The 25,918-nt window shown below is 72.3% G+C and carries 23 protein-coding genes; 13 read left to right on the top strand and 10 right to left on the bottom strand.

Features of this window, described 5'->3' with window-relative positions; all coding sequences use genetic code 11:
- The first annotated feature begins 22 nt into the window (after positions 1–22).
- Genes ACIGDI_RS02490 through ACIGDI_RS02505 form a run of 4 tightly spaced genes read left to right on the top strand, consistent with a single transcriptional unit; the run spans position 23 to position 5,197 of the window.
- Complete coding sequence (locus ACIGDI_RS02490; RefSeq protein ID WP_399889368.1) at positions 23–2,116, top strand: MMPL family transporter; 2,094 nt, start codon at positions 23–25, stop codon at positions 2,114–2,116.
- A gap of 56 nt (positions 2,117–2,172) precedes the next feature.
- Positions 2,173–3,351, top strand: coding sequence for a sensor histidine kinase (locus ACIGDI_RS02495; RefSeq protein WP_399890455.1), 1,179 nt, complete (start codon positions 2,173–2,175; stop codon positions 3,349–3,351).
- Positions 3,348–4,016, top strand: a complete 669-nt coding sequence (locus tag ACIGDI_RS02500; protein ID WP_142151866.1) for a response regulator transcription factor — start codon at positions 3,348–3,350, stop codon at positions 4,014–4,016. The genes ACIGDI_RS02495 and ACIGDI_RS02500 overlap by 4 nt, the downstream gene beginning before the upstream one ends.
- Positions 4,013–5,197 carry an exo-alpha-sialidase gene (locus ACIGDI_RS02505; protein ID WP_399889372.1) on the top strand — a complete coding sequence of 395 codons (1,185 nt, stop codon included), beginning with the start codon at positions 4,013–4,015 and terminating at the stop codon, positions 5,195–5,197. The genes ACIGDI_RS02500 and ACIGDI_RS02505 overlap by 4 nt, the downstream gene beginning before the upstream one ends.
- Here ACIGDI_RS02505 and ACIGDI_RS02510 read toward each other — a convergent pair.
- The 5 genes from ACIGDI_RS02510 to ACIGDI_RS02530 are packed head-to-tail and all read right to left on the bottom strand — an operon-like array spanning position 5,194 to position 11,738.
- Positions 5,194–6,129 (bottom strand): dihydrodipicolinate synthase family protein, encoded by a 936-nt coding sequence (locus ACIGDI_RS02510; RefSeq protein WP_399889374.1) that lies wholly within the window; start codon positions 6,127–6,129, stop codon positions 5,194–5,196. The two genes, ACIGDI_RS02505 and ACIGDI_RS02510, sit on opposite strands and share 4 nt — an antisense overlap.
- A complete protein-coding gene (locus ACIGDI_RS02515; RefSeq protein ID WP_399889377.1) occupies positions 6,130–7,146 on the bottom strand; it encodes an oligopeptide/dipeptide ABC transporter ATP-binding protein in 1,017 nt (338 codons plus the stop codon).
- Positions 7,143–9,176 carry a dipeptide/oligopeptide/nickel ABC transporter permease/ATP-binding protein gene (locus tag ACIGDI_RS02520; protein WP_399889380.1) on the bottom strand — a complete coding sequence of 678 codons (2,034 nt, stop codon included), beginning with the start codon at positions 9,174–9,176 and terminating at the stop codon, positions 7,143–7,145. The genes ACIGDI_RS02515 and ACIGDI_RS02520 overlap by 4 nt, the downstream gene beginning before the upstream one ends.
- Positions 9,176–10,135 carry an ABC transporter permease gene (locus tag ACIGDI_RS02525; RefSeq protein ID WP_399889383.1) on the bottom strand — a complete coding sequence of 320 codons (960 nt, stop codon included), beginning with the start codon at positions 10,133–10,135 and terminating at the stop codon, positions 9,176–9,178. Before ACIGDI_RS02525 ends, ACIGDI_RS02520 begins: the two co-directional genes overlap by 1 nt.
- Before the next feature lie 4 nt (positions 10,136–10,139).
- Positions 10,140–11,738: an ABC transporter substrate-binding protein gene (locus ACIGDI_RS02530; protein WP_399889385.1), complete on the bottom strand. Its 1,599-nt coding sequence runs from the start codon at positions 11,736–11,738 to the stop codon at positions 10,140–10,142.
- Between the two features lie 229 nt (positions 11,739–11,967).
- Here ACIGDI_RS02530 and ACIGDI_RS02535 point away from each other — a divergent pair, with 229 nt between their 5' ends.
- Together ACIGDI_RS02535 and ACIGDI_RS02540 are read left to right on the top strand one after the other, a co-directional pair.
- Positions 11,968–12,681 carry a FadR/GntR family transcriptional regulator gene (locus tag ACIGDI_RS02535; RefSeq protein ID WP_399890458.1) on the top strand — a complete coding sequence of 238 codons (714 nt, stop codon included), beginning with the start codon at positions 11,968–11,970 and terminating at the stop codon, positions 12,679–12,681.
- Complete coding sequence (locus ACIGDI_RS02540) at positions 12,678–13,112, top strand: protein-tyrosine phosphatase family protein (RefSeq protein WP_399889388.1); 435 nt, start codon at positions 12,678–12,680, stop codon at positions 13,110–13,112. Before ACIGDI_RS02535 ends, ACIGDI_RS02540 begins: the two co-directional genes overlap by 4 nt.
- Here ACIGDI_RS02540 and bla read toward each other — a convergent pair.
- Positions 13,105–13,947, bottom strand: a complete 843-nt coding sequence (gene bla, locus ACIGDI_RS02545) for a class A beta-lactamase (protein WP_399890461.1) — start codon at positions 13,945–13,947, stop codon at positions 13,105–13,107. The two genes, ACIGDI_RS02540 and bla, sit on opposite strands and share 8 nt — an antisense overlap.
- Before the next feature lie 153 nt (positions 13,948–14,100).
- On the opposite strand from bla, the gene ACIGDI_RS02550 reads away from it, so the two are divergent.
- Positions 14,101–15,201 (top strand): abortive phage infection protein, encoded by a 1,101-nt coding sequence (locus ACIGDI_RS02550; protein ID WP_399889391.1) that lies wholly within the window; start codon positions 14,101–14,103, stop codon positions 15,199–15,201.
- Here ACIGDI_RS02550 and ACIGDI_RS02555 read toward each other — a convergent pair.
- The 3 genes from ACIGDI_RS02555 to ACIGDI_RS02565 form a co-directional block, all read right to left on the bottom strand.
- A complete protein-coding gene (locus ACIGDI_RS02555; RefSeq protein ID WP_399889394.1) occupies positions 15,195–16,679 on the bottom strand; it encodes an alpha/beta hydrolase in 1,485 nt (494 codons plus the stop codon). The genes ACIGDI_RS02550 and ACIGDI_RS02555 overlap by 7 nt on opposite strands.
- Positions 16,680–16,771: 92 nt before the next feature.
- The gene (locus ACIGDI_RS02560) at positions 16,772–17,605 is read right to left on the bottom strand and encodes an ABC transporter permease (RefSeq protein WP_399889397.1); all 834 of its coding nucleotides are present in this window, start codon (positions 17,603–17,605) and stop codon (positions 16,772–16,774) included.
- The gene (locus tag ACIGDI_RS02565) at positions 17,602–18,516 is read right to left on the bottom strand and encodes an ABC transporter ATP-binding protein (protein WP_399889400.1); all 915 of its coding nucleotides are present in this window, start codon (positions 18,514–18,516) and stop codon (positions 17,602–17,604) included. The genes ACIGDI_RS02560 and ACIGDI_RS02565 overlap by 4 nt, the downstream gene beginning before the upstream one ends.
- 132 nt (positions 18,517–18,648) lie before the next feature.
- Here ACIGDI_RS02565 and ACIGDI_RS02570 point away from each other — a divergent pair, with 132 nt between their 5' ends.
- Positions 18,649–19,848, top strand: coding sequence for a sensor histidine kinase (locus ACIGDI_RS02570; RefSeq protein WP_399889403.1), 1,200 nt, complete (start codon positions 18,649–18,651; stop codon positions 19,846–19,848).
- Positions 19,845–20,516, top strand: coding sequence for a response regulator (locus ACIGDI_RS02575; protein WP_399889406.1), 672 nt, complete (start codon positions 19,845–19,847; stop codon positions 20,514–20,516). The genes ACIGDI_RS02570 and ACIGDI_RS02575 overlap by 4 nt, the downstream gene beginning before the upstream one ends.
- 18 nt (positions 20,517–20,534) lie before the next feature.
- Here the strand turns inward: ACIGDI_RS02575 and ACIGDI_RS02580 are convergent, their stop codons facing one another.
- Positions 20,535–21,035 carry a GNAT family N-acetyltransferase gene (locus ACIGDI_RS02580; RefSeq protein ID WP_399889409.1) on the bottom strand — a complete coding sequence of 167 codons (501 nt, stop codon included), beginning with the start codon at positions 21,033–21,035 and terminating at the stop codon, positions 20,535–20,537.
- A 240-nt stretch (positions 21,036–21,275) separates the two neighbouring features.
- On the opposite strand from ACIGDI_RS02580, the gene ACIGDI_RS02585 reads away from it, so the two are divergent.
- The 4 genes from ACIGDI_RS02585 to ACIGDI_RS02600 all read left to right on the top strand — a co-directional run bounded on the left by ACIGDI_RS02585 (position 21,276) and on the right by ACIGDI_RS02600 (position 25,918).
- Positions 21,276–22,073: an SCO2525 family SAM-dependent methyltransferase gene (locus tag ACIGDI_RS02585; protein WP_399889412.1), complete on the top strand. Its 798-nt coding sequence runs from the start codon at positions 21,276–21,278 to the stop codon at positions 22,071–22,073.
- Positions 22,074–22,162: 89 nt separating this feature from the next.
- A complete protein-coding gene (locus tag ACIGDI_RS02590; protein WP_399889415.1) occupies positions 22,163–24,013 on the top strand; it encodes an SCO2524 family protein in 1,851 nt (616 codons plus the stop codon).
- A gap of 4 nt (positions 24,014–24,017) precedes the next feature.
- Positions 24,018–24,935 (top strand): SCO2523 family variant P-loop protein, encoded by a 918-nt coding sequence (locus tag ACIGDI_RS02595; protein ID WP_399889418.1) that lies wholly within the window; start codon positions 24,018–24,020, stop codon positions 24,933–24,935.
- Positions 24,932–25,918 carry an SCO2522 family protein gene (locus tag ACIGDI_RS02600; protein ID WP_399889421.1) on the top strand — a complete coding sequence of 329 codons (987 nt, stop codon included), beginning with the start codon at positions 24,932–24,934 and terminating at the stop codon, positions 25,916–25,918. Before ACIGDI_RS02595 ends, ACIGDI_RS02600 begins: the two co-directional genes overlap by 4 nt.

Here is a 25,918-nt window from a genome sequence, read left to right on the forward strand (position 1 = left end):
CCGACCGGAGGGAGGCCCGTCCATGGGGGCCGTAAGGACAAGCGCACGGCCAGGCGTACGGCGTCGACGGGCCGTGCCCTGGGCGGTGCTCGCGCTGTGGCTGGCCGCCCTGGTGCTCGCCGGGCCGCTCGCCGGGAAGTTCTCCGGCATCCAGCAGAACCGCTCCGTCGACTACCTGCCCGACAGCGCCGACTCCACCCAGGTGGCCCGCATCCAGGACCGGCTGCCGGGCGGCGAGTCGACCGACCTGGTGCTCGTCTACCACCGCGACGGCGGCCTCACCGCCGCCGACCGCGAGAAGGCCGCGCAGCAGATCGCCGAGATCACCGGCAGGTACGACATCACCGGGCACCCGCACGCGGTCCCGTCCCGCGACGGCACGACCGTCATGTACCCCGTCTCCAGCACCGGCCCCGGCCAGGACGACGACAAGCGCGACGCCTTCGTCGACGGGGTGCGGGCCGTCGCCGACGGCGGCGCCGGACTGACCGTTCAGGTCGGCGGCCCCGGCGCCCTCAACGCCGACATGGGCAAGGTCTTCGGCAGCATCGACGGCACACTGCTCTACGCCACCCTCGGCGTCGTCACCGCCCTGCTGATCCTCATCTACCGCAGCCCCTTCCTGTGGCTGGTGCCGCTCTCCGTCGCCGGCGTCGCCGCCGGTATGGCGATGGCCGCCGGCTACGGCCTGCACGAGGCGTTCGGCGTCACCGTCACCGGCCAGAGCGGCGGCGTCATGACGGTCCTGGTGCTGGGCGCGGGCACCGACTACGCGCTGCTGCTCATCTCCCGCTACCGCGAGGAGCTACGGCGCCACGAGCGCCCGTACGACGCCATGCGGGCCGCGCTGCGCGGCTGCGGACCGGCGATCCTCGCCTCCTCGGGCACGGTCGCGGCCGGGCTGCTGTGCCTGCTCGCCGCCGACCTCAACAGCAGCAGCGGCATGGGCCCGGTCGGCACGGTGGGCGTGCTCGCCGCACTGATCGCCATGACGACACTGCTGCCCGCCCTCCTGGTCGTCCTCGGCCGCCGCGTCTTCTGGCCGCTGATCCCCGCCTTCGGCAGCGAGCCGAAGGCACGCCGGTCGCTGTTCTCGGCGATGGGCGACTCGGCCGCGCGCCGGCCCGCCGCCGTCCTCGCCGGCGGCGCCGTACTGCTCGGCGCGCTGGCGCTGGGCGCCTTCGACCTCCCGGGCACCCTCAAGCAGGAGGACTCCTTCACCAAGCAGCCCGAGTCGATCGCCGCCGCCCAGACCCTCACCCGCGCCTACCCCGGCCGCAGCAGCCAGCCGATCACCGTCATCGCCCCCACCGGCCGCACGGACGCCGTACTGGCCAAGGCCAGGACCACGGACGGGGTCGCCCAGGCGACGGCCGGACGCAGCGGCTCCGGCTGGACCGAGATCTCCGTCTACGCCACCGCGGCACCCGAGTCCGCCGGGGAGACCCGCACCATCGAGGCGCTGCGCGCCGGACTCGACGACACCTACGGCACCTACGTCGGTGGACCCAGCGCCCAGCAGCTCGACCTGGCCGACAGCCAGGTCCGCGACCGCGAGGTCGTCGTACCGCTCGTCCTGGCCGCCGTGTTCGTGATCCTCGTAGGACTGCTGCGCAGTCTCGTGGCGCCGCTGATGCTGCTCGTCGCCGTCGTGGCGGTGTGGGGCGCCGCGCTCGGGATCGGCGGCCTGGCGTTCGGGCCGGTGTTCGGCTTCCACGGCACGGACTCGGGCCTCGGCCTGCTGTCCTTCGTCTTCCTGGTGGCACTCGGCGTGGACTACGGCATCTTCCTCATGCACCGCATGCGGGAGGAGTCGATCGCCGGCGCCGAGCCGCGGGCGGCCGCGCTGACCGCGCTGCGCACCACCGGCGGGGTGATCGCGTCGGCGGGCGTCGTGCTCGCCGCGACCTTCGCCGTGCTGACCACCCTGCCGCTGGTGGCGCTGGTCGAGCTCGGCTTCGTGATCGCGGTCGGCGTGCTGCTGGACACCTTCCTGGTGCGCACGTACCTGGTCACGACCGCGAGCGTGCTGCTGAAGCGGCGGGTGTGGTGGCCGGGACGGCTGTCACGGGAACCGGAACCGCTGCCGGTGCGGCGACAGCCCGAGACCGTGTGAAGCTGAACGCTGTGGAAGGGACGACGGTGACACGGCAGCGCAGGGCCGAGCGCGTCATGGCGGTGATCAACCGCGACCCGCGCACGGCCCCGCACGGCACCCGCAACGACGCGATCCTCGCGGCCGTGCTCGCCGCGGTGGCCGTGTGCCTGGCGCTGACCACCGACCCGGGCCGCCGCCCGGACGCGCTCGGCTGGACGCTGCTGCTCGCCGCCCACGTGCCGCTGGTGTGGCGGCGGCGCCGCCCACTGCTCGTCGCCACCACGGTCCTGACGCTGCTCGCCGCCTACCACGCCCTCGACAACAACCACACCGCCCCCACGCCCGCGACCGTGGTGGCGCTCTACACGGTCGCGGCGACCGGCACGGTACGCCGCACCCTCTGCGTCGGCGCCACCGTCCTGAGCGCGTCCGTGCTGGTCAACCTCTTCAGCAACCCCGCCGGCGCGGTGGAGGTCCTGCGCATCTCCGGCTGGGTCATCGCGGTGCTCTTCTGCGGCATCGACGTCCGCTACTACCGCCAGTACGTGGCCGCGATCGTCGAACGCGCCGAGCGCGCCGAACGTACCCGCGAGGAGGAGGCCCGCCGCCGCGTCGCCGAGGAACGCCTGCGCATCGCCCGCGACCTGCACGACCTGCTGGCCCACAGCATCACGCTCATCGGCGTCCAGACCTCCGTCGCCGCGCACGTCCTGGCCGCCGACCCCGAGCGGCTGGACCGGGAGACGGTCGCGAAGGCCCTGGACGACATCGCGGAGACGTGCCGGACGGCGCGCGGCGAACTGCGGGGCACGCTGGAGGTGCTGCGGGAGGCCGACTGCCCCGACGGCCGCGGCCCACTGCCCGGCCTCGACGGCCTGCCCGACCTCGTGGAGGCCGCCCGGCTCGCGGGCGCGCGGGTGGAACCGACGGTACGGGTGGAGCAGGCACCGCCCGCCGTGGGCGCCGCCGCCTACCGAATCGTGCAGGAGGCGCTGACGAACGCCGTCAGACACGCCGGCCCCGAACCGGCCGTACGGGTCGAGCTGTACGAGGCGGACGGCGCCCTGCGGCTGACCGTCACCGACGACGGCACCGGGCCCACCCCCGGCACCGCGCCCGGCTTCGGGCTGGTCGGCATGCGGGAGAGGGCCCGCAGCGTCGGTGGCACACTCGACGCCGGGCCACGGGACGCGGGCGGCTTCGAGGTGAGGGCCGTACTGCCGCTGACGACGACGGGGGAAGAGAACGGATGACCATCCGCGTACTGCTCGCCGACGACCAGACCCTCGTACGGGCCGCGTTCGCGATGCTCGTCGAGTCGGCGCGGGACATGGCGGTCGTGGGCCAGGCCGGCACCGGCCGGGAGGCCGTGGAACTGGCCCGCGGCGAGCGCCCCGACCTGGTGGTGATGGACGTCCGCATGCCCGACCTGGACGGCATCGAGGCGACCCGGCTGATCGCGGCCGACGAGGACCTCGCCGCGGTGAAGGTGCTCGTCCTCACCACCTACGACACCGACGAGAACATCGTGGAGGCGCTGCGGGCCGGGGCCTCCGGGTTCCTGGTGAAGGACACCCGTCCGGCCGAACTGCTGGACGCCATCCGCACGGTGGCCGCCGGGGAGGCCCTGCTGTCGCCGGGGCCGACGGCACGGCTGATCGAACGGTTCCTGCGCAGCCCGTCCGTGCCGGCCGCGGGCGGGCCGGAGTGCCTGTCGGAGCGGGAGCGGGAGGTGCTCACGCTCGTCGCCCGGGGACTGAACAACACCGAGGTGGGTGAATCCCTCGGCCTGAGTCCGCTGACCGCGAAGACGCACGTCAGCCGCATCATGGGCAAGCTGGGGGCGCGGGACCGGGCACAACTGGTGATCGTGGCCTACGAGTCGGGACTGGTCACCCCGGGAACCATGGGGCCGTGACCCTCCTGAGCCGCACCCTCCTCGTCACCCTCGCGACCCTCGCCCCTCTCACCGCGACGACGCACGCCTTGGCGGACCCCGGCTGCGTCTCCTCCGTCCCGTACACCTCGGGGGAGGGCGGCTACGACACCTACCGCATCCCGGCGGCCGTCACCACGGCCCGGGGCACGGTCCTCGCCTTCGCCGAGGGCCGCCACGACGGCGCAGGCGACTCCGGCGACATCGACGTCGTCCTCAGGCGCTCGGTCGACGGCGGCTGCACCTGGGGTCCGCTGCGGGTGGTCGCCGCCGGGGACGGCGACACCCGCGGCAACCCGGCCCCCGTCGTCGACCCGCGCTCCGGCGCGATCGTCCTCGTCACCTCCTACAACAGCGGCGCCGTCACCGAGGCGCAGATCATGCGCGGGGAGGTCACGCCGGAGCGGAGCCGGCGGGTGTTCGTGCAGCGCAGCCTGGACGACGGGCGCGGCTTCTCCGCGCCCCGGGACATCACGGCGCAGGTGAAGCGGCCGGACTGGCGGTGGTACGCGACCGGCCCCGGCCACGCGGTCGCCCTGACCCGCGGCCCGCACGCCGGACGCCTGGTGATCCCCGCCGACCACTCCGTGGCGCCGCCCGCCGGCTCCACCGACACCGGGCAGGAGGCCAGGTACTACGGCGGCCACGCCCTCTACAGCGACGACGGCGGCGCCACCTGGCGCATCGGCTTCGTGGACGGCGCGCACGACGGCCGCGTCAACCCCAACGAGTCGAGCGCCGCCGAACTCCCCGACGGCAGGCTGTACTTCAGCGCCCGAGACCAGAACGGCACGAGCGCAGGCAACCGCCTGGACGCCTACTCCGGCGACGGCGGCCGCACCCTCGACCGGCCGTACGCCGTCCGGCCCACCCTGGACGACGTCCCCGTCGTCCAGGGCAGCGTGCTCCGAGCGCGCGGCGCGAAGGCTCCGTTGCTGTTCTCCGGCCCGTCCGTGCCGACGGCCCGGCGGGCGATGACGGTGTGGCGCAGCACGGACGCCGGGGCGACCTTCACCAGGGCACTGACGCTCTCCCAGCGGCCCGCCGCCTACTCCGACCTGGTGCCGGTGGACCGCGCGACGGTGGGCCTCCTGTACGAGACGGGCGTCAACAACCCCTACGGGACGATCGAGTTCCACCGACTGCCCGCCGACGGCCTCTAGAGCAGGCCGGCCGCCGCGAGGTACTTGCCGACCCGCTGCACCTCCTGCGGCGACAGCGGGATCTGCGGGTCCGCGGTCACCGGGCAGTCGATCACCCCGCGCAGGTGCAGCGCCGCCTTGAAGGCCCCCAGCGCCGACGAGCCGCCGCCCATGCGCGCCGGGTCGCCGACGGAGACCAGGCCGAACAGGGCGCACAGCCGCTCCTGTTCGGCCCGCGCCCGCTCCAGGTCGCCCGCGCGGCACAGCCGGTCGAGGCGGACGTAGCCGTCCGGGTCGACGTTGGCGAGGCCGGGGACGGCGCCGTCGGCGCCGAGCGCCAGGGCCGCGTCGACGAGCAGCTCGGAGCCGGTCAGCACACTGAAGCCGGTGATGTCGGGGCGGGCGCGGGCACCGGTGACGACCTCGCGGAAGGCGGCCAGGTCGCCGCTGGAGTCCTTCAACCCCGCCAGGACGCCCTCGGCGGCGAGGTCCAGGACCACGTCCGCGGGAAGCTTGGTGTGGACGGCCACCGGAATGTCGTAGGCGATCACCGGGACCGGGGACGCGGCCGCCACCAGACGGAAGTGCCGGGCGATCTCGGCCGGGTGCGTCCGCGCGTAGAAGGGCGCCGTCACCACCACCGCGTCCGCGCCGGCCGCCGTCACCGCCGCCACATGGTCCAGCACCCTCGGCGTCGTCATGTCGACCACCCCGGCCAGCACCGGCAGCCGGCCCCCCACATGGCCGGTCACCGACTCCACCACCAGCCTGCGCTGCGCGTCGCGCAGATACGCCACCTCCGACGTCGAGCCCAGCACGAACAGCGCGTCCACCCCGGCGCCGACCAGGTGGTCGACCAGCCTGAGCAGGGAGGGGACGTCCACCTCGCGGTCCGGTGTCAGCGGCGTGCAGACGGGCGGGACGACACCGGTGAGCGGGGCGGGGAAGGTCATTCAGGGCTCCCTGGGATGGTTCTGCCGTACGAGGTCGCGGGTCGAGGCGTCCTCCCGCACAGGATGGTGGCAGCGGAAGCGGTGCCCCGGCGCCGACGCGGCCGAGAAGTCCGGCATCCGGGACGCGCACACGTCGTCGGCCTTCCAGCAGCGGGTGCGGAACGGGCAGCCGCTCGGCGGGTGCGTCGCCGACGGGACCGGCCCGGTCAGCGGGATGGGTTCGACGGGGTTCAGCAGGCCGGGGGTCGCCGAGAACAGGGCCCGGGTGTACGGGTGCCGGGCCCGGCCGGTGACCTCGGCGGCCGGGGACTCCTCGACGATCCGGCCCAGATACATGGTGATCACCCGGTCGCTCATCCGCCGTACCGTCTGGATGTCGTGCGAGACGAACACCAGGGCCAGGCCCAGGCGTTCCTTCAGATCCAGCAGCAGGTTCAGGATCTGCGCGCGCACCGACACGTCCAGGGCGCTCGTCGGCTCGTCCGCCACCACCAGGGCCGGATCCAGCGCCAACGCCCGTGCGATCGCGACCCGTTGCCGCTGCCCGCCGGACAGCTGGCCGGGCAGCGCGTCGGCCAGGGCGCGCGGCAGCCCGACGAGGGCCATCAACTCGCGCACCCGCTCCTCGCGTTGGGCCCTGGTGCCGCGACCGTGCACGTCGAGCGGGTCGCGCAGGATCTGCCGCACCGGCAGACGGCGGTTCAGGGCCGTCGACGGGTCCTGGAAGATCATCCCGGTGGTGCCGCCGACGGCGGTGCGGCGCTCGGCGGCGGGCATCGACCACAGCTCACGGCTCTGGAAGGACACCGTGCCGGCGGTCGGGCGCTGGATGCCGACCAGCACCCTCGCCAGGGTCGACTTGCCGCAGCCGGACTCGCCGACCACGCCCACCGTCTCACCCGGGGCGACGACGAGGTCGGCGCCGGTCAGGGCGTACACCCGGTCCCGGGTGAACAGGCCGCCGCTGCGGGCCTTGTGCACGACGTGGGCGCCGGACAGTTCGACGATCGCGTTCACTGCACGGCCTCCGGCTCCGATGCCACGAGTTCGACTGCCGGGTGGTGACAGGCCGCCGTATGGGTGGGGGTGCCCAGCAGGGCGGGCGCGGTCGTGCGGCACACGTCCGTCGCCAGGGGGCAGCGGTCCGCGAAGCGGCAGCCCGCCGGGAAGTCGGCGGGGGAGGGGACGACGCCCCTGATCTGCGTCATGCGGGCGGCCGCCGACTCCAGCGACAGCACGCTGCCGAGCAGACCGCGGGTGTAGTGGTGGGCCGGCGCCTCCACCAGATCGGCGGTCACGCCCGTCTCCACGATCTGCCCGCCGTACATCACCGCCACCCGGTCGGTGACGTCGGCCACCAGCGCCAGGTCGTGCGAGACCAGGATCAACGCGAAGCCCAACTCCTCGCGCAGACGCAGCAACAGCTCCATCACCTGCGCCTGCACCGTGACGTCCAGCGCGGTCGTCGGCTCGTCGGCGACGATCAGCTTCGGGTCCCGGGACAGCGCCATCGCGATCAGCACGCGCTGGCGTTGCCCGCCGGACAGCTCGTGCGGATAACTCCGCAGGGTCCGGGCGGGGTCGAGACCGACCATCGCCAGCAACTCCGCCGGGGTACGGCGGCCACCACGCCGTACGACCTGTTTGAGCTGCGCGCGGATGGTCATCGCGGGGTTGAGCGAGGACAGCGCGTCCTGGTAGATCATCGCCATCTCGTGCCCGAGGAGACGGCGGCGGGCCCGCGGGGACTGGGACAACAACTCCCGTCCGTCGAAACGGACATGGCCGCGGACACGGGCGCCACGGGGTTGCAGCCCCATGACCGTCAGCGCGGTGAGCGACTTCCCGCACCCCGACTCGCCCACCAGCCCGAGAACCTCCCCGGAACGCACCTCGAAGGAGATTCCGTCCACGATGTCGACGCCGTTGTGCCGCCCCTCAAACCCGATGGCAAGGCTCTCGACGCTCAGGACCGTGCCCTGAAGGGGCGCGGGGAACTGCGCGACCAGCCCAGACGAAGCCGCACCCGCCGAACCACCCCCCGTGGCACCCCGTCCCGCGCGCGCCCGCAACCTCGCCGCCGCCTCCACAAGCCCCGGCAACTGCAGCACCTCCCCGCCCCCGGCCTCCCGCGCCTCCAACCGGTCCTCGTCGGACGCCAACCCCACGTCCCGCCCGGCCGGCGAGGCCCAGGCGTCCGACACCCCCTCGGAGAGGATGTTCAGCGACAGCACGGTCACCAGCATCAGCAGCCCGGGAAAGACCGTGGCCCACCAGCCCCCGGTCAGCACCATGTTCTTGCCGTCGGCGATGACGCTGCCCCACGACGGGTCGGGCGGCCGCACCCCCGCCCCGATGAAGGACAGCGACGCCTCGAAGACGATGGCCTCGGCGACCTGCACGGTGCAGAACACCAGGACCGGGGCGGCACAGTTGACGGCCACGTGCCGGAGCACGATGTGCGGGGTACGGGCGCCGATGACCCGCTCCGCCGTCACATAGTCCTCGCCGTACTGGTCGAGGACGTTGGCCCGCACGACGCGCGCCACGGGCGGGGTGAACAGGAACGCGATCGCGCAGATCAGCACCGTGATGCCGCCGCCGAACACGGCCACCAGCACGGCGGCCAGCGCGATGCCGGGAAACGCCATCACCACGTCCAGGCAGCGCATCAGCGTCTCGTCTATGGCCTTGCGCGAGGTCGCCGCCACGGCGCCGATCAGCGCGCCGACGACCAGCGCGAGGGCCGTCGCCCCGAGGCCGATCGCCAGCGACCAGCGGGCCCCGTACATGAGCCGGCTGAGGATGTCCCGGCCGAGGCTGTCCTGACCCATCCAGTGCTCGGCGGAGGGGTGCCCGGTGCCGCCGACGGGCTCCTGCTGGTCGAGCGGGTCGTCCGGCGCGATCAGCGGGGCGAGCACCGCCACCAGTACCACCACCGTCAGGAAGCACACGGCGGCCTTCGACAGCGGGGGCAGCCGGCGCAGGCCGCGCAGGCGGACGCCGGGGCGGGCGAGGACCTCGGTGAGCCGTGCGCGCGTGAACATCAGGTGGCTTCCCTCAGTCGCGGGTTGACCAGCAGGTACAGCACGTCGATGACGAGGTTGACGACGACGAAGCCGGTCGCGGTGGTCAGGACGACGCCCTGGACGACGGCCGGGTCGCCGTTCTTCACGGCGTCGATCATCAGCTTGCCCATGCCGGGCAGCGAGAAGATCGTCTCGATGACGACCGCGCCGCCGAGCAGATAGCCGACCCGCAGGCCCAGCACGGTCAGCGGATTGATGAGGGCGTTGCGCAGGACGTTGCGGCCCACGACGACTCGGGGCGGCAGCCCGCTGCCGATCGCCGTACGGACGTAGTCCTTGTCGAGTTCCTCGACCACCGACGTCCGTACGACCCGGGTGAGCTGGGCCGCCACCGGCAGGGACAGCGCCAGCGCCGGCAGGGTCATCGTCTTCAGCCAGCCGGTGAGCGAGTCGGCCGGGTTGATGTAGCCGCCGGTCGGGAACCAGCCCAGGTCGACCGCCAGGTACTGGATCATCAGCAGCGCCAGCCAGAAGCCGGGCGCGGCGACGCCGGTGAGGGAGACGACGCGGATGATCTGGTCGGGCAGCCGGTCCCGGTAGATCGCGGCCGTCACCCCGCCGAGCAGCGACAGGACGACCGCGACGCCCAGGCCCAGGAAGGTGAGTTGGAGGGTCAGGGGCAGTGCGGTGGTGACCTGGTCGACGACCGGGGCGCGGGTCAGGGCGCTGGTGCCCATGTCGCCGTGGAGCAGGTCGCCGACGAAGTGGACGTAGCGGACGGGCAGCGGGTCCAGCAGGCCGTTGCGCTCGCGGAAGTCGTGCAGCTGCCGCGGGGTGGGGTTGGCGCCCTGGAAGAACGCGGAGGCCGGGTCGACGTCCGAGAAGCGCATCACCAGGAACACGAAGAGCACGATGCCGAGCATCAGCGGCACGAGGAGGGCGACGCGACGCAGCAGGATGCGCAGGACGGCGATCATTCCGTCAGGCCCATTTCGCCTGAAGGAGGTTGATGCCCGGGTAGGGCTGTGCCCTTATGCCGGTGAGCTTCCTCGGGTCCCAGGCGGTCATCAGCTCGTTGTGGACGACCGGGTAGAGGACGGCCTGTTCGGCGACGGTGTCGATGTAGTCCTGGATCATCGTCTTCTTCTTGGCCGCGTCCGGTTCCCGCGTGGCCCGGTCCATGTCCTCGAAGAGCTGCCTGGCGACGGCGTCGTCGGCCCAACGGGCGTAGTTCATCCAGAGGTTGGTGGGCCCGTAGTTGTAGTGCATGATCAGGTCGGCGTCGAGGCCGAACTGGTTGGGGTTCGAGGCGGCGGCGACGACCTGGTAGTCCTGCTTCTGGTCCATCTTGGTGAAGACGGCGGTCGTCTCCTGCGGGTCCAGGGTCGTCCGTACGCCGATCGCGTCCCAGGACGCCTTGATGGTGGGCAGGCAGTCGACGATCCAACTGACGTTCACCGCGAGGATGTTGATTTTCAGGCCGCTCACCCCGGCCGCCTTCAGCAGCGCCTTCGCCTTCTCCGGGTCGTGGTCGTAGACGGTCTTCGCGCGCCGGTAGCCGGGGTTGCCCTCGTTCAGGAACGACGTCGAGGGCCTTCCGTGGCCCTTGAGCGCCACCTCGACCATCTTGCCGGTGTCGATCGCGTAATGCAGGGCCTGGCGCACCCGCACGTCGCCGAAGGGCTTGTGCCTGGTGTTGAACATCAGGAACAGGTTGTTCATCCCGGCGCCGCCCGCGACCGTCAGCCCGCCGCTCCGCAGCTGCTCGATGTTGGCGTACGGGATGTTGTCGGAGATCTGCGCTCCCGCGCTGGAGCCCGAGATCCGGGCGACGCGCGGCGCCGCGTCCACGATCGTCAGCCAGTTCATCCTCGCGAAGGCCGGCCTGCGCGGGCCGTTGTAGTCCGCGAACGCGGCGAAGGTGGTGTTGGACTTCGGGTGGTGGGCGGTCTGGCGGTAGGGCCCCGAGCCGATCGCGAGCCCGGCGGTCGCCTTGTCCCAGGCTCCCGGTTTCGAGAAGACGTGCCTCGGCATGATCTTCGCCAGGGTCAGCCGGGAAAGCCCGTCCGGGAAGGGGAACTTGAGCACCAGCTCGACGTTCCGCTCGTCGATCCTGCGGACCTCCTTCAGCCAGCTGGCGAAGAAGCCCTTGGCGAGGGTCTGCGTGTTCGGGTCGAGGATGCGGTCGAAGACGAACACGACGTCGTCCGCGGTGACCGGCTTGCCGTCGTGGAACTTCGCCCCGGCCCGCAGTGTGAACTTCCACGACGTGGCGTTCGCGTCCTGCGGGATCCGCGTGGCCAGCGCCGCGTACGGCTCGCGGGTGAGGGGGTCGGTGTCCAGGAGGCCTTCGTAGATGTGGTTGTTGGCGGCCATGCAGAAGGCGGACGCGGTCTGGGTGGGGTCCCAGGAGCCGTCGTTGCCGTAGCCGATGACGGCGGTCAGCGTGCGGTCCTTGCCGCCCGAGCCGCCCGTGTCGTTGGTGGACTGGGGCCCGGAGGAGCAGGCCGACAACGACGCGGAGACGGCGGCGGCCGCACCCAGCGCGCCGGTGTGCTTCAGGAAGGTCCGGCGATGCACGGTTCCTCCAGCGGGAGAGGTCCAGCGAGGAGTTGTCTCGGTGGCCAGGAGATACGACGTCCTACGTCCTGTTCGTCAGCCGCGACCCTAGGAGCGGCCCAGGGGGCGGTCAAGGGATCGCACACGAATGGCGTAGCCGTCAGAGGTCGCACCAATGGCGGTGTGAAATGGCGGGAGTTGACGCACGTCGACGCCGGACATGGGACGTGGGACGTCCGGCGCGCGTACGATGCGGCGCATGCCCGCGCAGCCAAGGAACACGGAGACCGGCAACAGCCGTATCCGGCGCGCGGTCGTCCAGCTCATCCTCGACCGCCGGCTCCGGCCGGGCGCCCCGCTGCCCACGGAGGCCGAGCTGATGGAGGACCTCGGCGTCAGCCGCAACTCCGTGCGCGAGGCCCTCAAGGCCCTGCAGGCCCTCGACATCGTCGAGATCAGACACGGCTACGGCACCTACGTCGGCGAGGCCTCCCTCACCCCGCTCGTCGACGGGCTCACCTTCCGCACCCTCGCCCGGCACGACGACGACACCGGCGCCCTCGCCGAGATCCTCCAGGTACGGGAGGTGCTGGAGGAAGGGCTGATCCGGCGGATCGCGGGCTCGGTCGACGAGGCGGAACTGGACGCGCTGGAGGCGGTCGTGTCCCGGATGGAGAAGGCGGTCCGGGCCGGCCGTCCCTTCCCCGAACTCGACCGGCAGTTCCACGAGTTGCTCTACGCTCCGCTGGGCAACCCGCTCGTGCCCCAGCTCCTCGGCGCCTTCTGGACCGTCTTCCGCAGGGTGGCCGCGGCCCGCGGCTGGACGGACGACCCCCGGCCCGAGGTGACGGTCCGCCGGCACCGGGACATCGTGACGGCCCTGCGGGCACGGGACGCCGCGGGCGCCCAGCGGGCCATGGAGCACCACTTCCGGGGCATCGAGGCCCGTACCCTGACCCGATGACGGACACCTGGCGACCCACCGACCCCGGTGTGCTGCGGCTGCCGTCGGGCCGGCTGGTCCGCGGCCGCGGCCTGCGGCACCCCCTCGACCCGGCGGCGCCCACGCCCTCGTACGCCCTCTACCTCCTGGGCCGCCGACCGCCGCCCGTGCCCTGGGAGTCCACCTGGCTGCGCTGGCCCGACTTCCGCCTCCCCGTCGACCGCCCGGCAGCCCGCGCCGCGCTGGCCGAGGCGTGGGAGCGGTCCGCGAAGGAGCGGGTGGAGGTCGCCTGCGGCGGCGGCCGGGGGCGCACCGGCACGGCGCTGGCCTGCCTGGCGGTGCTGGACGGCGTACCGGCCGAGGAGGCCGTGGACTTCGTACGGCGTCACTACGACCGGCGCGCGGTGGAGACGCCGTGGCAGAAACGGTACGTACGGGGCTTCGCTAGCTGAGGGCGTCCGCCACCACGCCGGCCGCCGAGGCGATCAGGGCGTTGTCCCAGGCGGCGTCCCGGTCCGTCCTGGTGGACAGGACGGCCAGCACGATCGGGGCGCCGTCCGGGGTCCAGGCCACGCCCACGTCGTTGGTGGTGCCGTACGAACCCGAGCCCGTCTTCTCGGCGACCGACCAGGTGCCGGGCACCCCGGCGCGGATGCGGGCGCCGCCGGTCGTGTTGTTCAGCAGCCAGTGCGTGAGCAGGGCCCGGTCGGCGCGGTCCATGGCGTCGCCCAGCAGCAGCCGGGCGTTGGTGCGGCCGATCGCGCGCGGGCTGGTGGTGTCCGAACGGCGGCCCGGTTCGGCCGAGTTGAGCTCCGGTTCCCAGCGGTCCAGGCGGGTGACCGGGTCGCCGAGCGAGCGGGCGAAACGGGTGATCGCGGTGGGGCCGCCCAGCTCCCGCAGCAGGAAGTTGCCGGCGGAGTTGTCGCTGTACCGGACGGCCGCGTCGCACAGCTCGGCGATCGTCATGCCGTGCGCCAGATGCTCCTCCGTCCCGGTGACGGGAGCGCCGTCCACGAGGTCGTCCCGGGTGTAGTGGATGCGGCGGGAGAGCACCTCGCCGTGCCGGTCCAGGTCGCGCAGGACGGCCGCGGCGGCCAGGGTCTTGAACACGGAGCAGATGGGGAAGCGCTCGTCGGCACGGTGGGCGACGGTCCGCCGGGTGCGCAGGTTGTGCGCGAAGACGCCGAGGCGGGCGCCGTGTTCCCGCTCCAGTTCGGTCAGGCGGTCGGTGGCGGCGTGGGCGGGGGCGCCGGTCAGGAGCGCGGTGACGGTGGCGGTGCCGGCCATGAGGAGGCTGCGTCGGGCTGGGATCTTGCTCTCCTTCGCTCGGGGCTCGTCGACGATCTCTTCAGTGAGCGACGCCGTGGGTCGTCCCATGGTTGCCCGGCCGTAGACCATCGGCGGACGGCGGCGCGCGGCCGCCCTCGCCACAGTGGGGGCATGGAGAAGACGAAGGGGATCAGCCGGGCCCGGTTCCTGGCGGGGGCGGCGGCCGTCTCGGTCGCCGTCGCGAGCCGGCCGGCCGCGGCCGCCGCACACCACGGCCTGCGCCACCGGGGCGTCGTCTACACCGTCGGCGAGGGCGAGACGCCCGGCACCGCGTGGAGCGCCGCCCGGATGCGCCGGGACATCCGCGCCGTCCGCGACGAACTGCACGCCGACACCGTCGACGTCACCGGCGACGGCGTCGAACGCCTCACCGCCACCGCCGCCGAGGCCGCCGAACAAGGACTGCACGTGTGGCTGCAGCCGACGCTCGCCGACGCCCCCGAGCGGGACATCCTGGAGCACCTGGCCGAGTGCGGCCGGTTCGCGGAGCGGCTGCGGCGGCAGGGCGCGAGCGTCGACTTCAGCGTGGGCTGCGAGTTCTGGCTGTTCGTGCCCGGGATCGTGCCCGGCGCGACGGTCCTGGAGCGGGTCGAGAACCTGCGGAAGGGCAACGTCGACCCCGTGCGGATGCAGCGCCGCCTCGACCGCTTCACCGCGCGGGCGGCTGCCCTCGGCCGCTCCGTCTTCCGGGGCCGGCTGAGCTACGCCGCCGCCCAGGACGACCGGGTCGACTGGCGGCTCTTCGACGTCGTCGGCATCGACTACTACTCCTGCTTTCCCCACCGCGCCGACTACGTACGCGAGTTGAGACGCTATCTGCGCCGGGGCAAACCCCTCGCCATCACCGAGTTCGGGTGTTGCACCTACAAGGGCGCGCCGCAGGCGGGCGGCATGGGCTGGGACGTCGTCGACTACGACAAGGGCGAGATCAAGGGCCACCTCGTGCGCAGCGAACACACCCAAGCCGCCTATCTGACGGACCTGTTGGGGGTCTTCGAGGCGATGGGCCTGTACGCGGCGATGGCCTTCGAGTTCGTCACCCCGGACGCCCCGCACCGCGCCGACGACCCGCGCAAGGACCTGGACATGGCCAGTTACAGCATCACCAAGACCATCAAGGACCGCCCCGACGACCCCCGTTCGGGCTGGCACTGGGAGCCGAAGGAGGCGTTCCACGCGCTGGCCCGCCGCTACGCGGGCCGCGCTCACTGACAGGTGACGTCCGTCCCGGGCCGCTCACCCGTGGCCAGGAAGCGGGACACCGTCGCGTCGCCGCACGCGGTGCCGTTGGCCAGGTAGGCGTCGTGGCCGGTGGCGTCGTTGACGACCATGACGGCACGGTGCCCCAGGGCGGCGCGGAGCTTGCGGGCGCCGCTGAGGGGGGTGGCCATGTCCCGCTCGTTCTGCACCATGAGGATGTTGGCGGGACCCCGGTCCGTGACGCGCACCGGTGTCTCCCGCGGGCGGTAGGGCCAGGCGGCGCACAGCATCGCGTTGCGGGGCATGCCCGCGGTCAGGGGGTACGCGGCGCGGCTGGCGTCCACGGCCTTGCGGTACTCGGACGCCTTACGGGGCCAGGCGACGTCGTTGCAGATGGTGGCGCCTGCCACCGAGTACACGTTCCGCAGGACGTCCTCCGGCGGGGACGCCGGCGCGGGCGGCACGGTGCCCTGCCGCGCGGCCAGGACCAGCTTCGCCAGGTCGGGCCAGTCGTCGGGGTCGTAGAAGTCGCCCATCATCGTCTGGCGGAGCACATTGCCGTTCAGCTCCTGCGGGTTGGCGCCGGGCCAGGGGATCGGTTCACGGTCCAACCGCGCGGCCAGGCGAAGGAAGAGCGGCCGTACCTCGGCGGCGGTGCGGGCGAGCCGGTCCGGATTGCCGGGCCGCGAGGCCCACTTGGCGAACTCGGGGAAGACGTCCTCGACGCCGGTCTCGAACCCCGCGAGGAAGGCGCGCTCGGCCAGCACCGGGTCGGGGTCGAGATTGCTGTCCAGGACCACACGGTCGGTGCGCGCCGGGAACATCGTGCTGTAGGCGGCGCCCACGTAGGTGCCGTACGACTCGCCCCACAGCGACAGCCTGTGTTCGCCCAGCGCGGCCCGGACGCGGTCGATGTCACGGGCGTTGTTCCGGGTGCTGATGTGCCGCACCAGTTCACCGCCGTTGCGGGCGCAGGCGTCCGACATGCGCCGGGCGGCGGCCATGTTGCCGTCGACGGACCCGTCCGCGGCGGGCCAGGGCCGCAGTGTGGTGGCCCCGAGGTCGGCGTGCTCCCATCCGCAGTCGACCGCCGTGGACGGGGCGTTCCCGCGCGGGGCGATCCCGATCAGGTCGTAGCGGTCCCGAACGGCCTCGGGCAGCTTGCGCCCCTTCTGCGAGGGGTCGTCGAGGCCCGAGCCGCCGGGTCCACCGGGGATCATCAGCAGGGCACCGCGCCGCCGGGCCGGATTCCCGGCGGGGACCCGGGAGACGGCGACGTCGATCTTCGGGCCGCGCGGGTCGGCGTAGTCCATCGGCACGGACACCGTCGTGCACCGCTGGCGTGGATCCAGGCCGCTGCCCTCGCACTTGGTCCACTTCAGGCTCTCGGAAGGGCGGCCGGCCGCGGACGCGTGCAGCGGGGTGAGGGCGCCGAGGGCGACACCGGAGGCGGCGGCGATCAGCGCGAGTCTCTTCGTCATCTGCTTCATGACGACGAGCCTCCCGGACCCGCCGCGCCCGTCCCATCCGGGCAACGCCCCAGTGGACACGGGGGTTTACCTCAGAACCGCCCCCGGGTTTGTCACACGTCCCGCCGGTCCACGACCACCACCGTCAGCACCGCCGAGACCCCGGCCCACACCGCCAGCACGACCCAGGCGCCGGCGACGGTCGTGGGGTATCGGTCGACGAGCGTGTAGGGGTGGGTGCCGTACCCGACGTCCACCAGCCGGACCCAGGCGTTGAAGGGAAGGGCGTTCCTGACGCAGGCCGTCCAGTGATAGCGCTCGGTGACGAAGGACGGCAGGAGCAGCAGCACGAACGTGGTCAGCACCATCGTCGTCGCGCTGTGCCGGACCACCGCGCCCAGCCCCATCCCCACCAGCGCGCTCACCGGCGCCAGCAGCGCCGACGCGGCGACCACCCGCCAGGCACCGGGGTGGCCGATCGGCACACCCTGGCCGCGGCCGTCGAGGATGGCCTGGGTCACCGCGTACGAGGCGCCCGCGACGACCGCGCCGTACACCGTCATCACCGCCGTCACCACGGCCACCTTGGCCGTCATCAGCGCCCGCCGGTCGGGCACGGCGGTGAACGTCGTACGGATCAGCCCCGTCGCGTACTCGCCGACGACCGCGATCGCGCCGATGCTCGCGGCCGCCAGCACCAGCATCAGCGCGGCGCCCTGGGTGAAGGCGTCCCGCAGCGCCCAGTACACGAAGTCGCGCAGGATGGGGCCGCTGTAGTGCGGGTAGTTGGCGTAGTCGGCGCGGGCCGCGTTCGCGTTGAAGCCCACCAGCGCCAGCGCGCTGGAGCCGAGGGCCCAGTAAGTGGAGCGCAGGGAGCGGAGTTTGATCCACTCGGCGGCCAGCAGGTCGGTGAAACGGGCGGGCGGCAGGGCGAGGGCGGTGGTCATCGGGTCTCTCCTGCCGCGTACTCGACGCTGTCGGCGGTCAGTTCCATGAAGGCCGTCTCCAGGGAGGCGACCTGCGTCGTCAACTCCCACAACAGCAAGCGGTGTTCGTGTGCCAGCTCGCCCACGCGAACCGCGCCGGCCCCTCGCACCTTCAGCGTGTCGCCGTCGCAACGCTCCACCAAAGCACCCTCCTTCACCAGTACGGCGGCCAGGGCGCCCGAGTCCGGCGAGCGCACCGTCACCGTCGGCTCCGTCCCGCGCGCGGCGAACTCGGCCAGGCTCTCGGCGGCGATCAGCTCACCCCGGCCGATGACGACGAGCTCGTCGGCGGTGTGCTCCATCTCGGACATCAGGTGACTGGAGACGAACACGGTCCGCCCTTCGTGCGCGAGCCGGCGGAACAGCCCCCGCACCCACAGCACGCCCTCCGGATCGAGCCCGTTGAGCGGCTCGTCGAACATCAGCACCGGCGGGTCGCCGAGCAACGCGGCCGCGATGCCGAGCCGTTGCCGCATACCGAGGGAGTAGGTGCCGATCCGGCGCCCGGCCGCCGCCTTGGTCAGGCCGACCTCGGCGAGCACCTCGTCCACCCGCCGCCGCGGGATGCGGTTGCCACGGGCCAGCGCGTGCAGATGCGCCCGCGCGCTGCGGCCGCCGTGCACGTCGTGCGCGTCCAGGAGCGCGCCGACGTGGCGCAGCCCGCGCGGGTGGCGGCGGAAGACGTGCCCGCCGACCGTCGCGGTGCCGGCGGTCGGCTCGACGAGCCCCAGCAGCATCCGCAGCGTCGTGGTCTTGCCCGCGCCGTTCGGGCCGAGGAAGCCGGTGACATGGCCGGGGCGGACGGTGAAGGACAGGTCGCGTACGGCGGTCGTGGGGCCGTAGCGCTTGGTGAGCTGCTCGACTTCGATCATGCGACCACGGTCCCGCGGACGGCGGGTGCCGGGCATCGGGCGGGAGCCGACACTGCGAGGGGCCGCCTGTAGACCCCGGTTGTACGTCCACGGGCCGATGACCTGCCCGCGCGCCGGCCCTACGATCGCGTCATGCCCGCAGCCCCGCCTCCGCCGCCCCTGGTCAAACGCGTCTCACCGGCCGCGTGGATCGCGCTCGTGTGGGGCGCGAGCACGCTGTTCACCCTGCTGACGACCTTCCGGCTGCCCGGCGAGACGGAGCCCGCCCAGTGGCCGGCGGCCCAGCTCTACCGCTGGGACGGGCTGACGTTCCTGGCGCTGTCGACCGCGCTGGCCGTCCGAGGCGGCCGGTTGCTGCACCGCAGGCCGCTGCTCGCCGTCGCCCTGACGATCCTCGCCGGGATCCTCGAGACGACCACCCTCGGCGTCGCCGAACTCCCCTTGGCGCAGTACCTCACCACCATGGTGGCGCTGTACTTCGTCGCGGCCGCCCGTCCGCGGCGCACCGGGCTCGTCGCCCTGGCCATGGCGGTCGGCACCCTGATCCTCTACCTCGCCGTGCGGATGCTGCGCGGCTGGCCCGCCGGCACCTCCGCCGAACTGGCCGTCGCCCTGGTCACCGTGATCGCCTGGCTGCTGGGCAACTCCGCGCACGAGTCCCGCGAACACGCCCAGCGCCTCGGCGCCGAGCAGGCCGCCCAGGCGGTGACCGCCGAACGCCTGCGCATAGCACGGGAGATGCACGACACGGTCGCTCACAGCATCGGCATCATCGCCCTGCAGGCGGGCGCGGCCTCCCGGGTGGCGACCGCCCACCCCGAGGCCGCCCTGACGGCGATGCGGGCGGTGGAGAACGAGGGGCGCCGGACGCTCGCGGGACTGCGCCGGATGCTGGTCGCCCTGCGGGCCGCGGACCCCGGACAGGACCCGGACACCGTCCCGGCGGGCCTGGCGGACGTCGACCGGCTGGCGGCCACGACGACCGCGGCGGGCGTCCGGGTGGAGGTGCGCCGGCTGGGCGAGCCGTGGCCGCTGCCGCCCGACATCGACCTGTCGGCGTTCCGGATCATCCAGGAGTCGGTCACCAACGTCGTACGGCACGCCGGCACTCGCGCGTGCCGGGTCACCGTCGACTTCCGCGACGAGCGGGAACTCGCCGTGGAGATCACGGACGACGGCCTGGGGCAGGGCACCTCGACCGACACGGGCTTCGGCCTGGTCGGCATGCGCGAGCGAGTCGCCCTGCTGCACGGCGAGTTCACGGCCGCGCCGCGCGCCGAGGGCGGCTTCCGCGTGGCCGCCCGGCTTCCGCTGCCGGCGGCCGTGCGATGACGGCGCCGACGGCCGCACCGCCCGTCCGGGTCCTCCTGGTCGACGACCAGGAACTCATCCGGACCGCGCTGAGCATGGTCATGGCCGACCTCGAGGACGTGGAGGTCGTCGGCGAGGCGGCCGACGGCGAGGAGGCGGTCGGGCTGGCCGGTGAACTCGCCCCGGACGTCGTGGTGATGGACATCCGGATGCCGGGCATGGACGGCATCGAGGCCACCCGCCGCATCACCGGCACGCAGGGCGAGGTACGCGTCGTCGTCCTGACGACCTTCGACGACGACGCCTACGTGTACGGCGCCCTGCGCGCCGGCGCGTCCGGCTTCCTCGTCAAGGACATGGCCCTCGACGACATCATCGGCGCGGTCCGGGTGGTGGCGGCCGGCGACGCGCTGATCGCCCCGAGCGTGACCCGCCGCCTGATCCACGACTTCGCCGCCCGCCCCGAACAGCGGGGACGGCGAAGGGAGTTGACGGGCATCACCGACCGCGAGCGCGAGGTCCTCACCCTCGTCGGCAGCGGCCTGTCCAACACGGAGATCGCCGCGGAGCTGTGCATCAGCGTCGCCACCGCGAAGACCTACCTGACCCGCCTCCTGGCCAAGCTGGACGCCCGGGACCGGGTGCAGCTGGTGATCCTCGCGTACGAGGCGGGCCTGGTGTCCCCCTGACGCGCGACCGCCCCCGCCTCACAGTCCCAGCGTCATGATCATCCGGTCCTCCCCGGGCCCGAAGTAGTGCTTGTGGACGCCTCCCTCGAAGTCGAAGCCGAGCGAGCGGTACAGCGTGATCGCGGCCGCGTTCGTCGGTTCCACGGTCAGCCGGACCTGGTGGACGCCCTCCGCGCGCAACCGGCGCAGCACCTCCAGCATCAGACGGCGCCCCAGCCCGCGCCCGCGCAGGTCATGGGTGATGGCGAGGCTCTTGATCCAGTTCACGTAGCCGTCGGAGGTGGTGACGAACAGGACGTAGCCGTGCAGGCTCTCGCCGTCGTCGAGGACGAGGATGCGGTCGGCGTGGACGTCGTAGGCCTGGCGCAGTTCGAAGTAGTGGTACGGCTCTTCGGGGAAGGCTTCCTTGTCGAGGCGGTGGAGCTCGGGAAGGTCGGCCTCGACGACGCCTCTGAGCGTCAGGGGCCGGTCCGTGTTGCTCGTTGTGGAAGGAAAACGTTTCTCTGGAAGAGCCGTCATGCCGCCCCCCTGCGGGATGGGAGTCAAGGTACGTTGACACCCGTACGGGTGGTACGGGCGAGACGCCTGTCTGTCTGCCTTTCCGGAGTGTTCGGCAGAGTTCCGACCATCTTGAGCGGGACAATCCGGCCGTTCAAGGCCGGATCAGGGCATGAATGCATTCGCCCCCATGCGCCCCCCGGTGCGCCCCGCCTGACCGAAGGACATGACGGTAATTCCCAGGACTGGTACCGTGGTCAAATGACCTTGAGATCGTCGGGGGATGTCCGGGTGCAGCATAATGCCGACGCGCCCTGGGATTCATTCGACCCGATCGCCTACGTTGATCACAACTACCGCGACTTACAGGCAGAGGACGCGGAGATCCTGAATATTCTTCGGGAACATTTCGGTGGTCATTTCCGGAAGCAGGGCCTCGGGCCGGTATACGGCATCGACGTGGGCGCCGGTGCGAATCTTTATCCCGCGTTCTCCATGATGCCCTGGGCCGACGAGGTCACCCTCTTCGAGCACTCGCCGGGGAACGTGAGGTATCTCGAGAGTCAGATCGACTCCTACGGCGACGGCTGGGACCCGTTCTGGGACGCCCTGTGCGAGCACGAGGCGTACGCCGCCGCCGACTTCGACCCCCGCGAGCGCTTCCGCAAGGTCGCCAAGGTCGAGCAGGGCAGCATCTTCGGTCTGGAGCGCTTCGGCGGGCGCTGGTCGGTCGGGACCATGTTCTTCGTCGCCGAGTCGATGACCGCCGACCCCAAGGAGTTCGCCCTGGGTGTCGAGCGCTTCATGGGTGCCCTCGCCCCCGGCGCCCCCTTCGCCGCCGCCTTCATGGAGCACTCGCGGGGCTACCACGTCGGCGAGCATTTCTTCCCGGCCTGCGACGTCGGCGAAACCGAGGTCCGCGAGAGCCTCGAGCCATTCGCCGGGCCCTTCGAGGTGCAGCGGTTGAAGGCCGAGCCAGGTGTGCGCGACGGATATTCGGGAATGATCCTGGCTCACGGCTGGCGAAAGAATACGGACGCGGAAATTCCGGCCGTCTGAGCAGACGGTTCTTCGACACTGCGGATCTTCACAACAGAAGAGGGACATTCCTCAAGTGACGGCAGTGCGGCCTGTGTGAGGGGCATGGGATGCAGATCAAGCCACGCCAGCATCTGCTGGACATCTGGCAGGCCATCGGCCGCCACTCCTTCGAACAGGGGCAGTGGGTCTGGGGCGAGTGGGGCGGGAAGAGCAGCGTCGCCGACGCCGAGCGGCTGCTCTGCCTGCTGTACCCGGCCACGGAGATCCCGGAGTTCCGGCTGGACGACCCCGACACCACGCAGGCGGACGTCCACCAGGCGCTGCGGCGGGGCGGCGGCCGGCTCGACCTTCCGGCCAACCTCGTCCGGGCCGCCTCCGACTTCATGCGCACGCACACCGGCGAGGACAAGAGGCCCACGTTCGCCGGGGGTTACTACTACGGCTCCGGGGACAAGTCCCAGGAACTCACCGAAGAACAGCGCCGGCTCGACGTCGTCGACTCCTTCTCCATGTCCATCACCCTGTGCCTGGCCACCCTCGGCTTCTTGAAGATCTACGAGACCAGGACCAGACGCACCGACATCCAGGAGACGATCGCCGAGCTGCGCGCGGCCACCGGCAACCGGCTCACCGCCGCCATGGTGGGCCTGCTGCGCTCCTTCACCGTCAACGCCTTCGACACCGACTCCGACCAGGGCCGCAACCTCACCGAACTCCTCGGCCAGGGACGGCTGTCGCAGCGCCAGGTGCTGACCATGTACCAGAGCCGCTTCCGCGCCCTGCGCGCCGCGATCGTCGAGAGCCTGTCCCTCGGCATCGACGTCGAGGAAGGCCTCAAGGACGAGAACCAGTACTTCGAGTGCGGCTGGGCGTGGAGCCTCGTCAAGGACGCTCCCGAGGTCGAGACCGACGAGCCCATCGGACCGCAGCCCAAGGGCGTGGCCCGCGCGGTGCCGTACCTGTACTTCACCGTGGTCGCCCTCGACGGCATCCAGGACCTGTTCTCCGAGCGCACCCTCACCCTGGGCCTGCTCAACGCCGAGCAGCAGAAGCTCGCCGAGGCGCTCCGGCTGCGCTGGGAGCTGACCCAGCAGTACTGGTCCGGCATCGCCCGCTTCGACCCCGAACGCTGGCCCCTGGAGGACATCCCCTGGCGTACGACGGGACAGGAGCTGGAGTCCGAGTACTTCTCCCTCTCCGTGGCCGCCATCCTCGTCCACGACCTGATGCGGCGCCGGGCCACCGACGACGACCTCGCCCGCACCGTCACCGTCATGGAACGCCTCGCCGAACGCGGCCGCATCACCAGCCGGATGACGCGCGACGACCCCAAGGTCTTCGAACTGCACAACGCGGGCGTCAAACTGCCCCTCCAGGGCGGCGAACAGCTCGGCGCGCCCATGACGTGGTCGCTGCACGACTTCTCGGCGCAGTTGCTGAAGCGGACCATCCAGCTGCGCACCCTGTCGCGCAACCTGGCCTCGCACGACCGGCTGCTCAGCCTCGCCGAGGACGCCTTCGGCCACATGTGGCGGCGCCGCATCCGGGACGGCGAGGGCACCGGCCTGTGGGACAACGTCCACGCCGCCTACCCCGGCGCGGAGATCGTCACCCGCCATGTGCCGGTGTCGTGGAACATCACCGAGCGGGTCGCCGAGGTGATGGTCCAGGTCCACGAGATGTACCGGCAGCCTCCGGTCCGCAGCTCCGAACTGACCGAGCTGGCCGGGGCGTTGCTCAGTGAGGCCGCCCACCTCCTGGGCAACGAACAGATGGAGGCCGCCCCCTCCGACGACGGACGGCACGGGATGCAGCTGCGGAACATCGAGGTCAAGCTCCGCCGCGCCCGCGACCTGCTCGACCAACGCCCCGGCACCGCCTACGCGCTGGCGCTCGACGTGCTGGGCCAGCTCGACGCGCTCACCCGGGCCCGCGAGGCCGCGGCCCAGGGACGGTGACGGCGTGCTGATCTTCGCCGCCTCCGACAAGGGGGGCACGGGCCGCTCCGTCACCAGCGCCAACCTCGCCTACCACCGGGCACTGGCCGGGGACGACGTCTGCTACCTGGACTTCGACTTCGGTTCGCCCACCGCCTCGGCCGTCTTCGACGTCGCCGACGCCCGCCTCGCCATCGAGGGCGGCGGACTGCACTCCTACCTAGACGGCCAGGTCGTCGAGCCCGAACGCATAGACGTCTGGGCCGTCACCGAGCACCAGGTGCTGCGCGACCCGCCGCCCGGCTGCGGCCGGCTCGTGCTGATGCCCGGTGACGTCGGCGGCGGCGAGTTCGCCACCACCGGCGACCACGTGCGGCTCTGCGCCGACCTGCTGCTGAAGCTGTCCTACGAGTTCGACCTGGTCTTCGTGGACCTGAGCGCCGGCCGCTCGTACGCGGTCGACATGGTCCTGGAGGCCACCGCACGGCCGGAGATGAGCCACGTCACCGCCCGCTGGCTGGTGTTCCACCGCTGGACCCGCCAGCATGTGGCGGCCGCCGCGAGCCTGGTCCTCGGTGAGCGCGGCATCGTCGCCGCGGGGGTCGACCGCGGCCACGACGAGGAGGCGCTGCGCGGTGCCATCCGCTTCGTGCGGGCCGCCGTACCCGACCCCGAGTCGCCGCTGTGGTCCCAGGTCTCGCCCACCCAGTCGGCGTGGCTGCGCAAGGCCGACGCCGACCTCAAGCAGCTCGCCTCCACCCATGGCATCGGCTACAGCCAGGTCCTCGGCTCCATCCCCCTCGAACCGGTCCTGCAGTGGCGTGAGCAGCTCATCACCGACGAGGACGTGCTCGACAGCCAGATCGCCAACATGGAGACGTGGCAGGCGCTCAGCCGGCTGGCCGCCCGGATCACCGACGACAAGCACTGGGAGCAGGTGTGACCGAGGCCGTCTTCCGGGAGACCACGGCGCAGCCCCGCACCCGGTCCGTGCAACTGTCCCATCTCTCGCTGGAGTTGGGGCACCTCTACATGGAGGACTTCGAGGCGGGCCCGGAACGGCTGCGCGAGCACTTCGCCGAGGTGCGGCTGTGGGTGGAGGCCGTCCGCGCCTCCGTGGCCCGCCGCACCGGCGACAAGCGGCCCCGCATCAGCACCTGCTTCCTCATCGACGACTACTTCACCCGCTTCTCGACGCCCGCCGAACTCGTCCCCCTGGTGCTGGAGGAGGCCGAGAAGGCGGGCCTCGGCATCGACTACCTGGCCCGTGAGTCGGGCTGTGCGGTGGCCGACCGGATCGAGATCGCCGAATCCGTCGCGCACCGCCTGGTGGAGTCGCCGCCGCCGGGCAGCAACGGCTCCCGCCCGCCCGTGGGCCAGACCGGCTGGCTCGCCAACGGCCGGCGCACGCCCACCACCGAGCGCGCCGCCCTGGGCGAGGTAAGGAGCTGGCAGCCGCCGGAGGAGACCGCGGCCCGCAACCACTCCGTGTTCATGGACGTCGAACTGTGGTCCGAGCAGGACGGCCGGCGGCTGTGGTCCTGCCCGTTCCTGGCCGCCGTGTGGCAGCTGGCCCGGCTCGGGCTGTTACGCCACCTCGGCGAGCCGGTGCTCGTCCCGCGCCCCTGGGACGGCGCGGAGTTCCCGCACGACTGGGACCGGCTGCCGCCTCTGCTCCAGCTCAACCCGCGGGCCGCGGCCTTCAGCGCCTACCGCACCTGCACCCTGCTGCCCAACCGCTTCCTGGCCGTCGAGGACGCCGTGCGGCTCATCCTCGACCAGACCCAGGTCGACGCCGAGGCCCTGCGCCAGGTCACCGAACGCTCCAAGGGCGAGAAGGTCGAGGTACCTGACGCGGTCGCCCAGCGGGCCACGTACATCTTCTACGAGGACCCGGCGGCCGGCCCGGCCTCCGGCGGGCGCTGA

It is taken from the genome of Streptomyces sp. NPDC085900 (genome assembly GCF_044540925.1).
Classification (GTDB): Bacteria; Actinomycetota; Actinomycetes; order Streptomycetales; family Streptomycetaceae; genus Streptomyces; species Streptomyces gilvifuscus.

Coding starts and splice junctions, on each gene's coding strand:
- ACIGDI_RS02590 (WP_399889415.1), top strand. CDS start 22,163: ATGCAGATCAAGCCACGCCAGCATCTGCTGGACATCTGGCAGGCCATC.
- ACIGDI_RS02495 (WP_399890455.1), top strand. CDS start 2,173: ATGGCGGTGATCAACCGCGACCCGCGCACGGCCCCGCACGGCACCCGC.
- ACIGDI_RS02540 (WP_399889388.1), top strand. CDS start 12,678: ATGACGGACACCTGGCGACCCACCGACCCCGGTGTGCTGCGGCTGCCG.
- bla (WP_399890461.1), bottom strand. CDS start 13,947: ATGGCCGGCACCGCCACCGTCACCGCGCTCCTGACCGGCGCCCCCGCC.
- ACIGDI_RS02560 (WP_399889397.1), bottom strand. CDS start 17,605: ATGACCACCGCCCTCGCCCTGCCGCCCGCCCGTTTCACCGACCTGCTG.
- ACIGDI_RS02575 (WP_399889406.1), top strand. CDS start 19,845: ATGACGGCGCCGACGGCCGCACCGCCCGTCCGGGTCCTCCTGGTCGAC.
- ACIGDI_RS02555 (WP_399889394.1), bottom strand. CDS start 16,679: ATGAAGCAGATGACGAAGAGACTCGCGCTGATCGCCGCCGCCTCCGGT.
- ACIGDI_RS02490 (WP_399889368.1), top strand. CDS start 23: ATGGGGGCCGTAAGGACAAGCGCACGGCCAGGCGTACGGCGTCGACGG.
- ACIGDI_RS02500 (WP_142151866.1), top strand. CDS start 3,348: ATGACCATCCGCGTACTGCTCGCCGACGACCAGACCCTCGTACGGGCC.
- ACIGDI_RS02520 (WP_399889380.1), bottom strand. CDS start 9,176: ATGTTCACGCGCGCACGGCTCACCGAGGTCCTCGCCCGCCCCGGCGTC.
- ACIGDI_RS02535 (WP_399890458.1), top strand. CDS start 11,968: ATGCGGCGCATGCCCGCGCAGCCAAGGAACACGGAGACCGGCAACAGC.
- ACIGDI_RS02565 (WP_399889400.1), bottom strand. CDS start 18,516: ATGATCGAAGTCGAGCAGCTCACCAAGCGCTACGGCCCCACGACCGCC.
- ACIGDI_RS02510 (WP_399889374.1), bottom strand. CDS start 6,129: ATGACCTTCCCCGCCCCGCTCACCGGTGTCGTCCCGCCCGTCTGCACG.
- ACIGDI_RS02570 (WP_399889403.1), top strand. CDS start 18,649: ATGCCCGCAGCCCCGCCTCCGCCGCCCCTGGTCAAACGCGTCTCACCG.
- ACIGDI_RS02580 (WP_399889409.1), bottom strand. CDS start 21,035: ATGACGGCTCTTCCAGAGAAACGTTTTCCTTCCACAACGAGCAACACG.
- ACIGDI_RS02585 (WP_399889412.1), top strand. CDS start 21,276: ATGACCTTGAGATCGTCGGGGGATGTCCGGGTGCAGCATAATGCCGAC.
- ACIGDI_RS02525 (WP_399889383.1), bottom strand. CDS start 10,135: ATGATCGCCGTCCTGCGCATCCTGCTGCGTCGCGTCGCCCTCCTCGTG.
- ACIGDI_RS02550 (WP_399889391.1), top strand. CDS start 14,101: ATGGAGAAGACGAAGGGGATCAGCCGGGCCCGGTTCCTGGCGGGGGCG.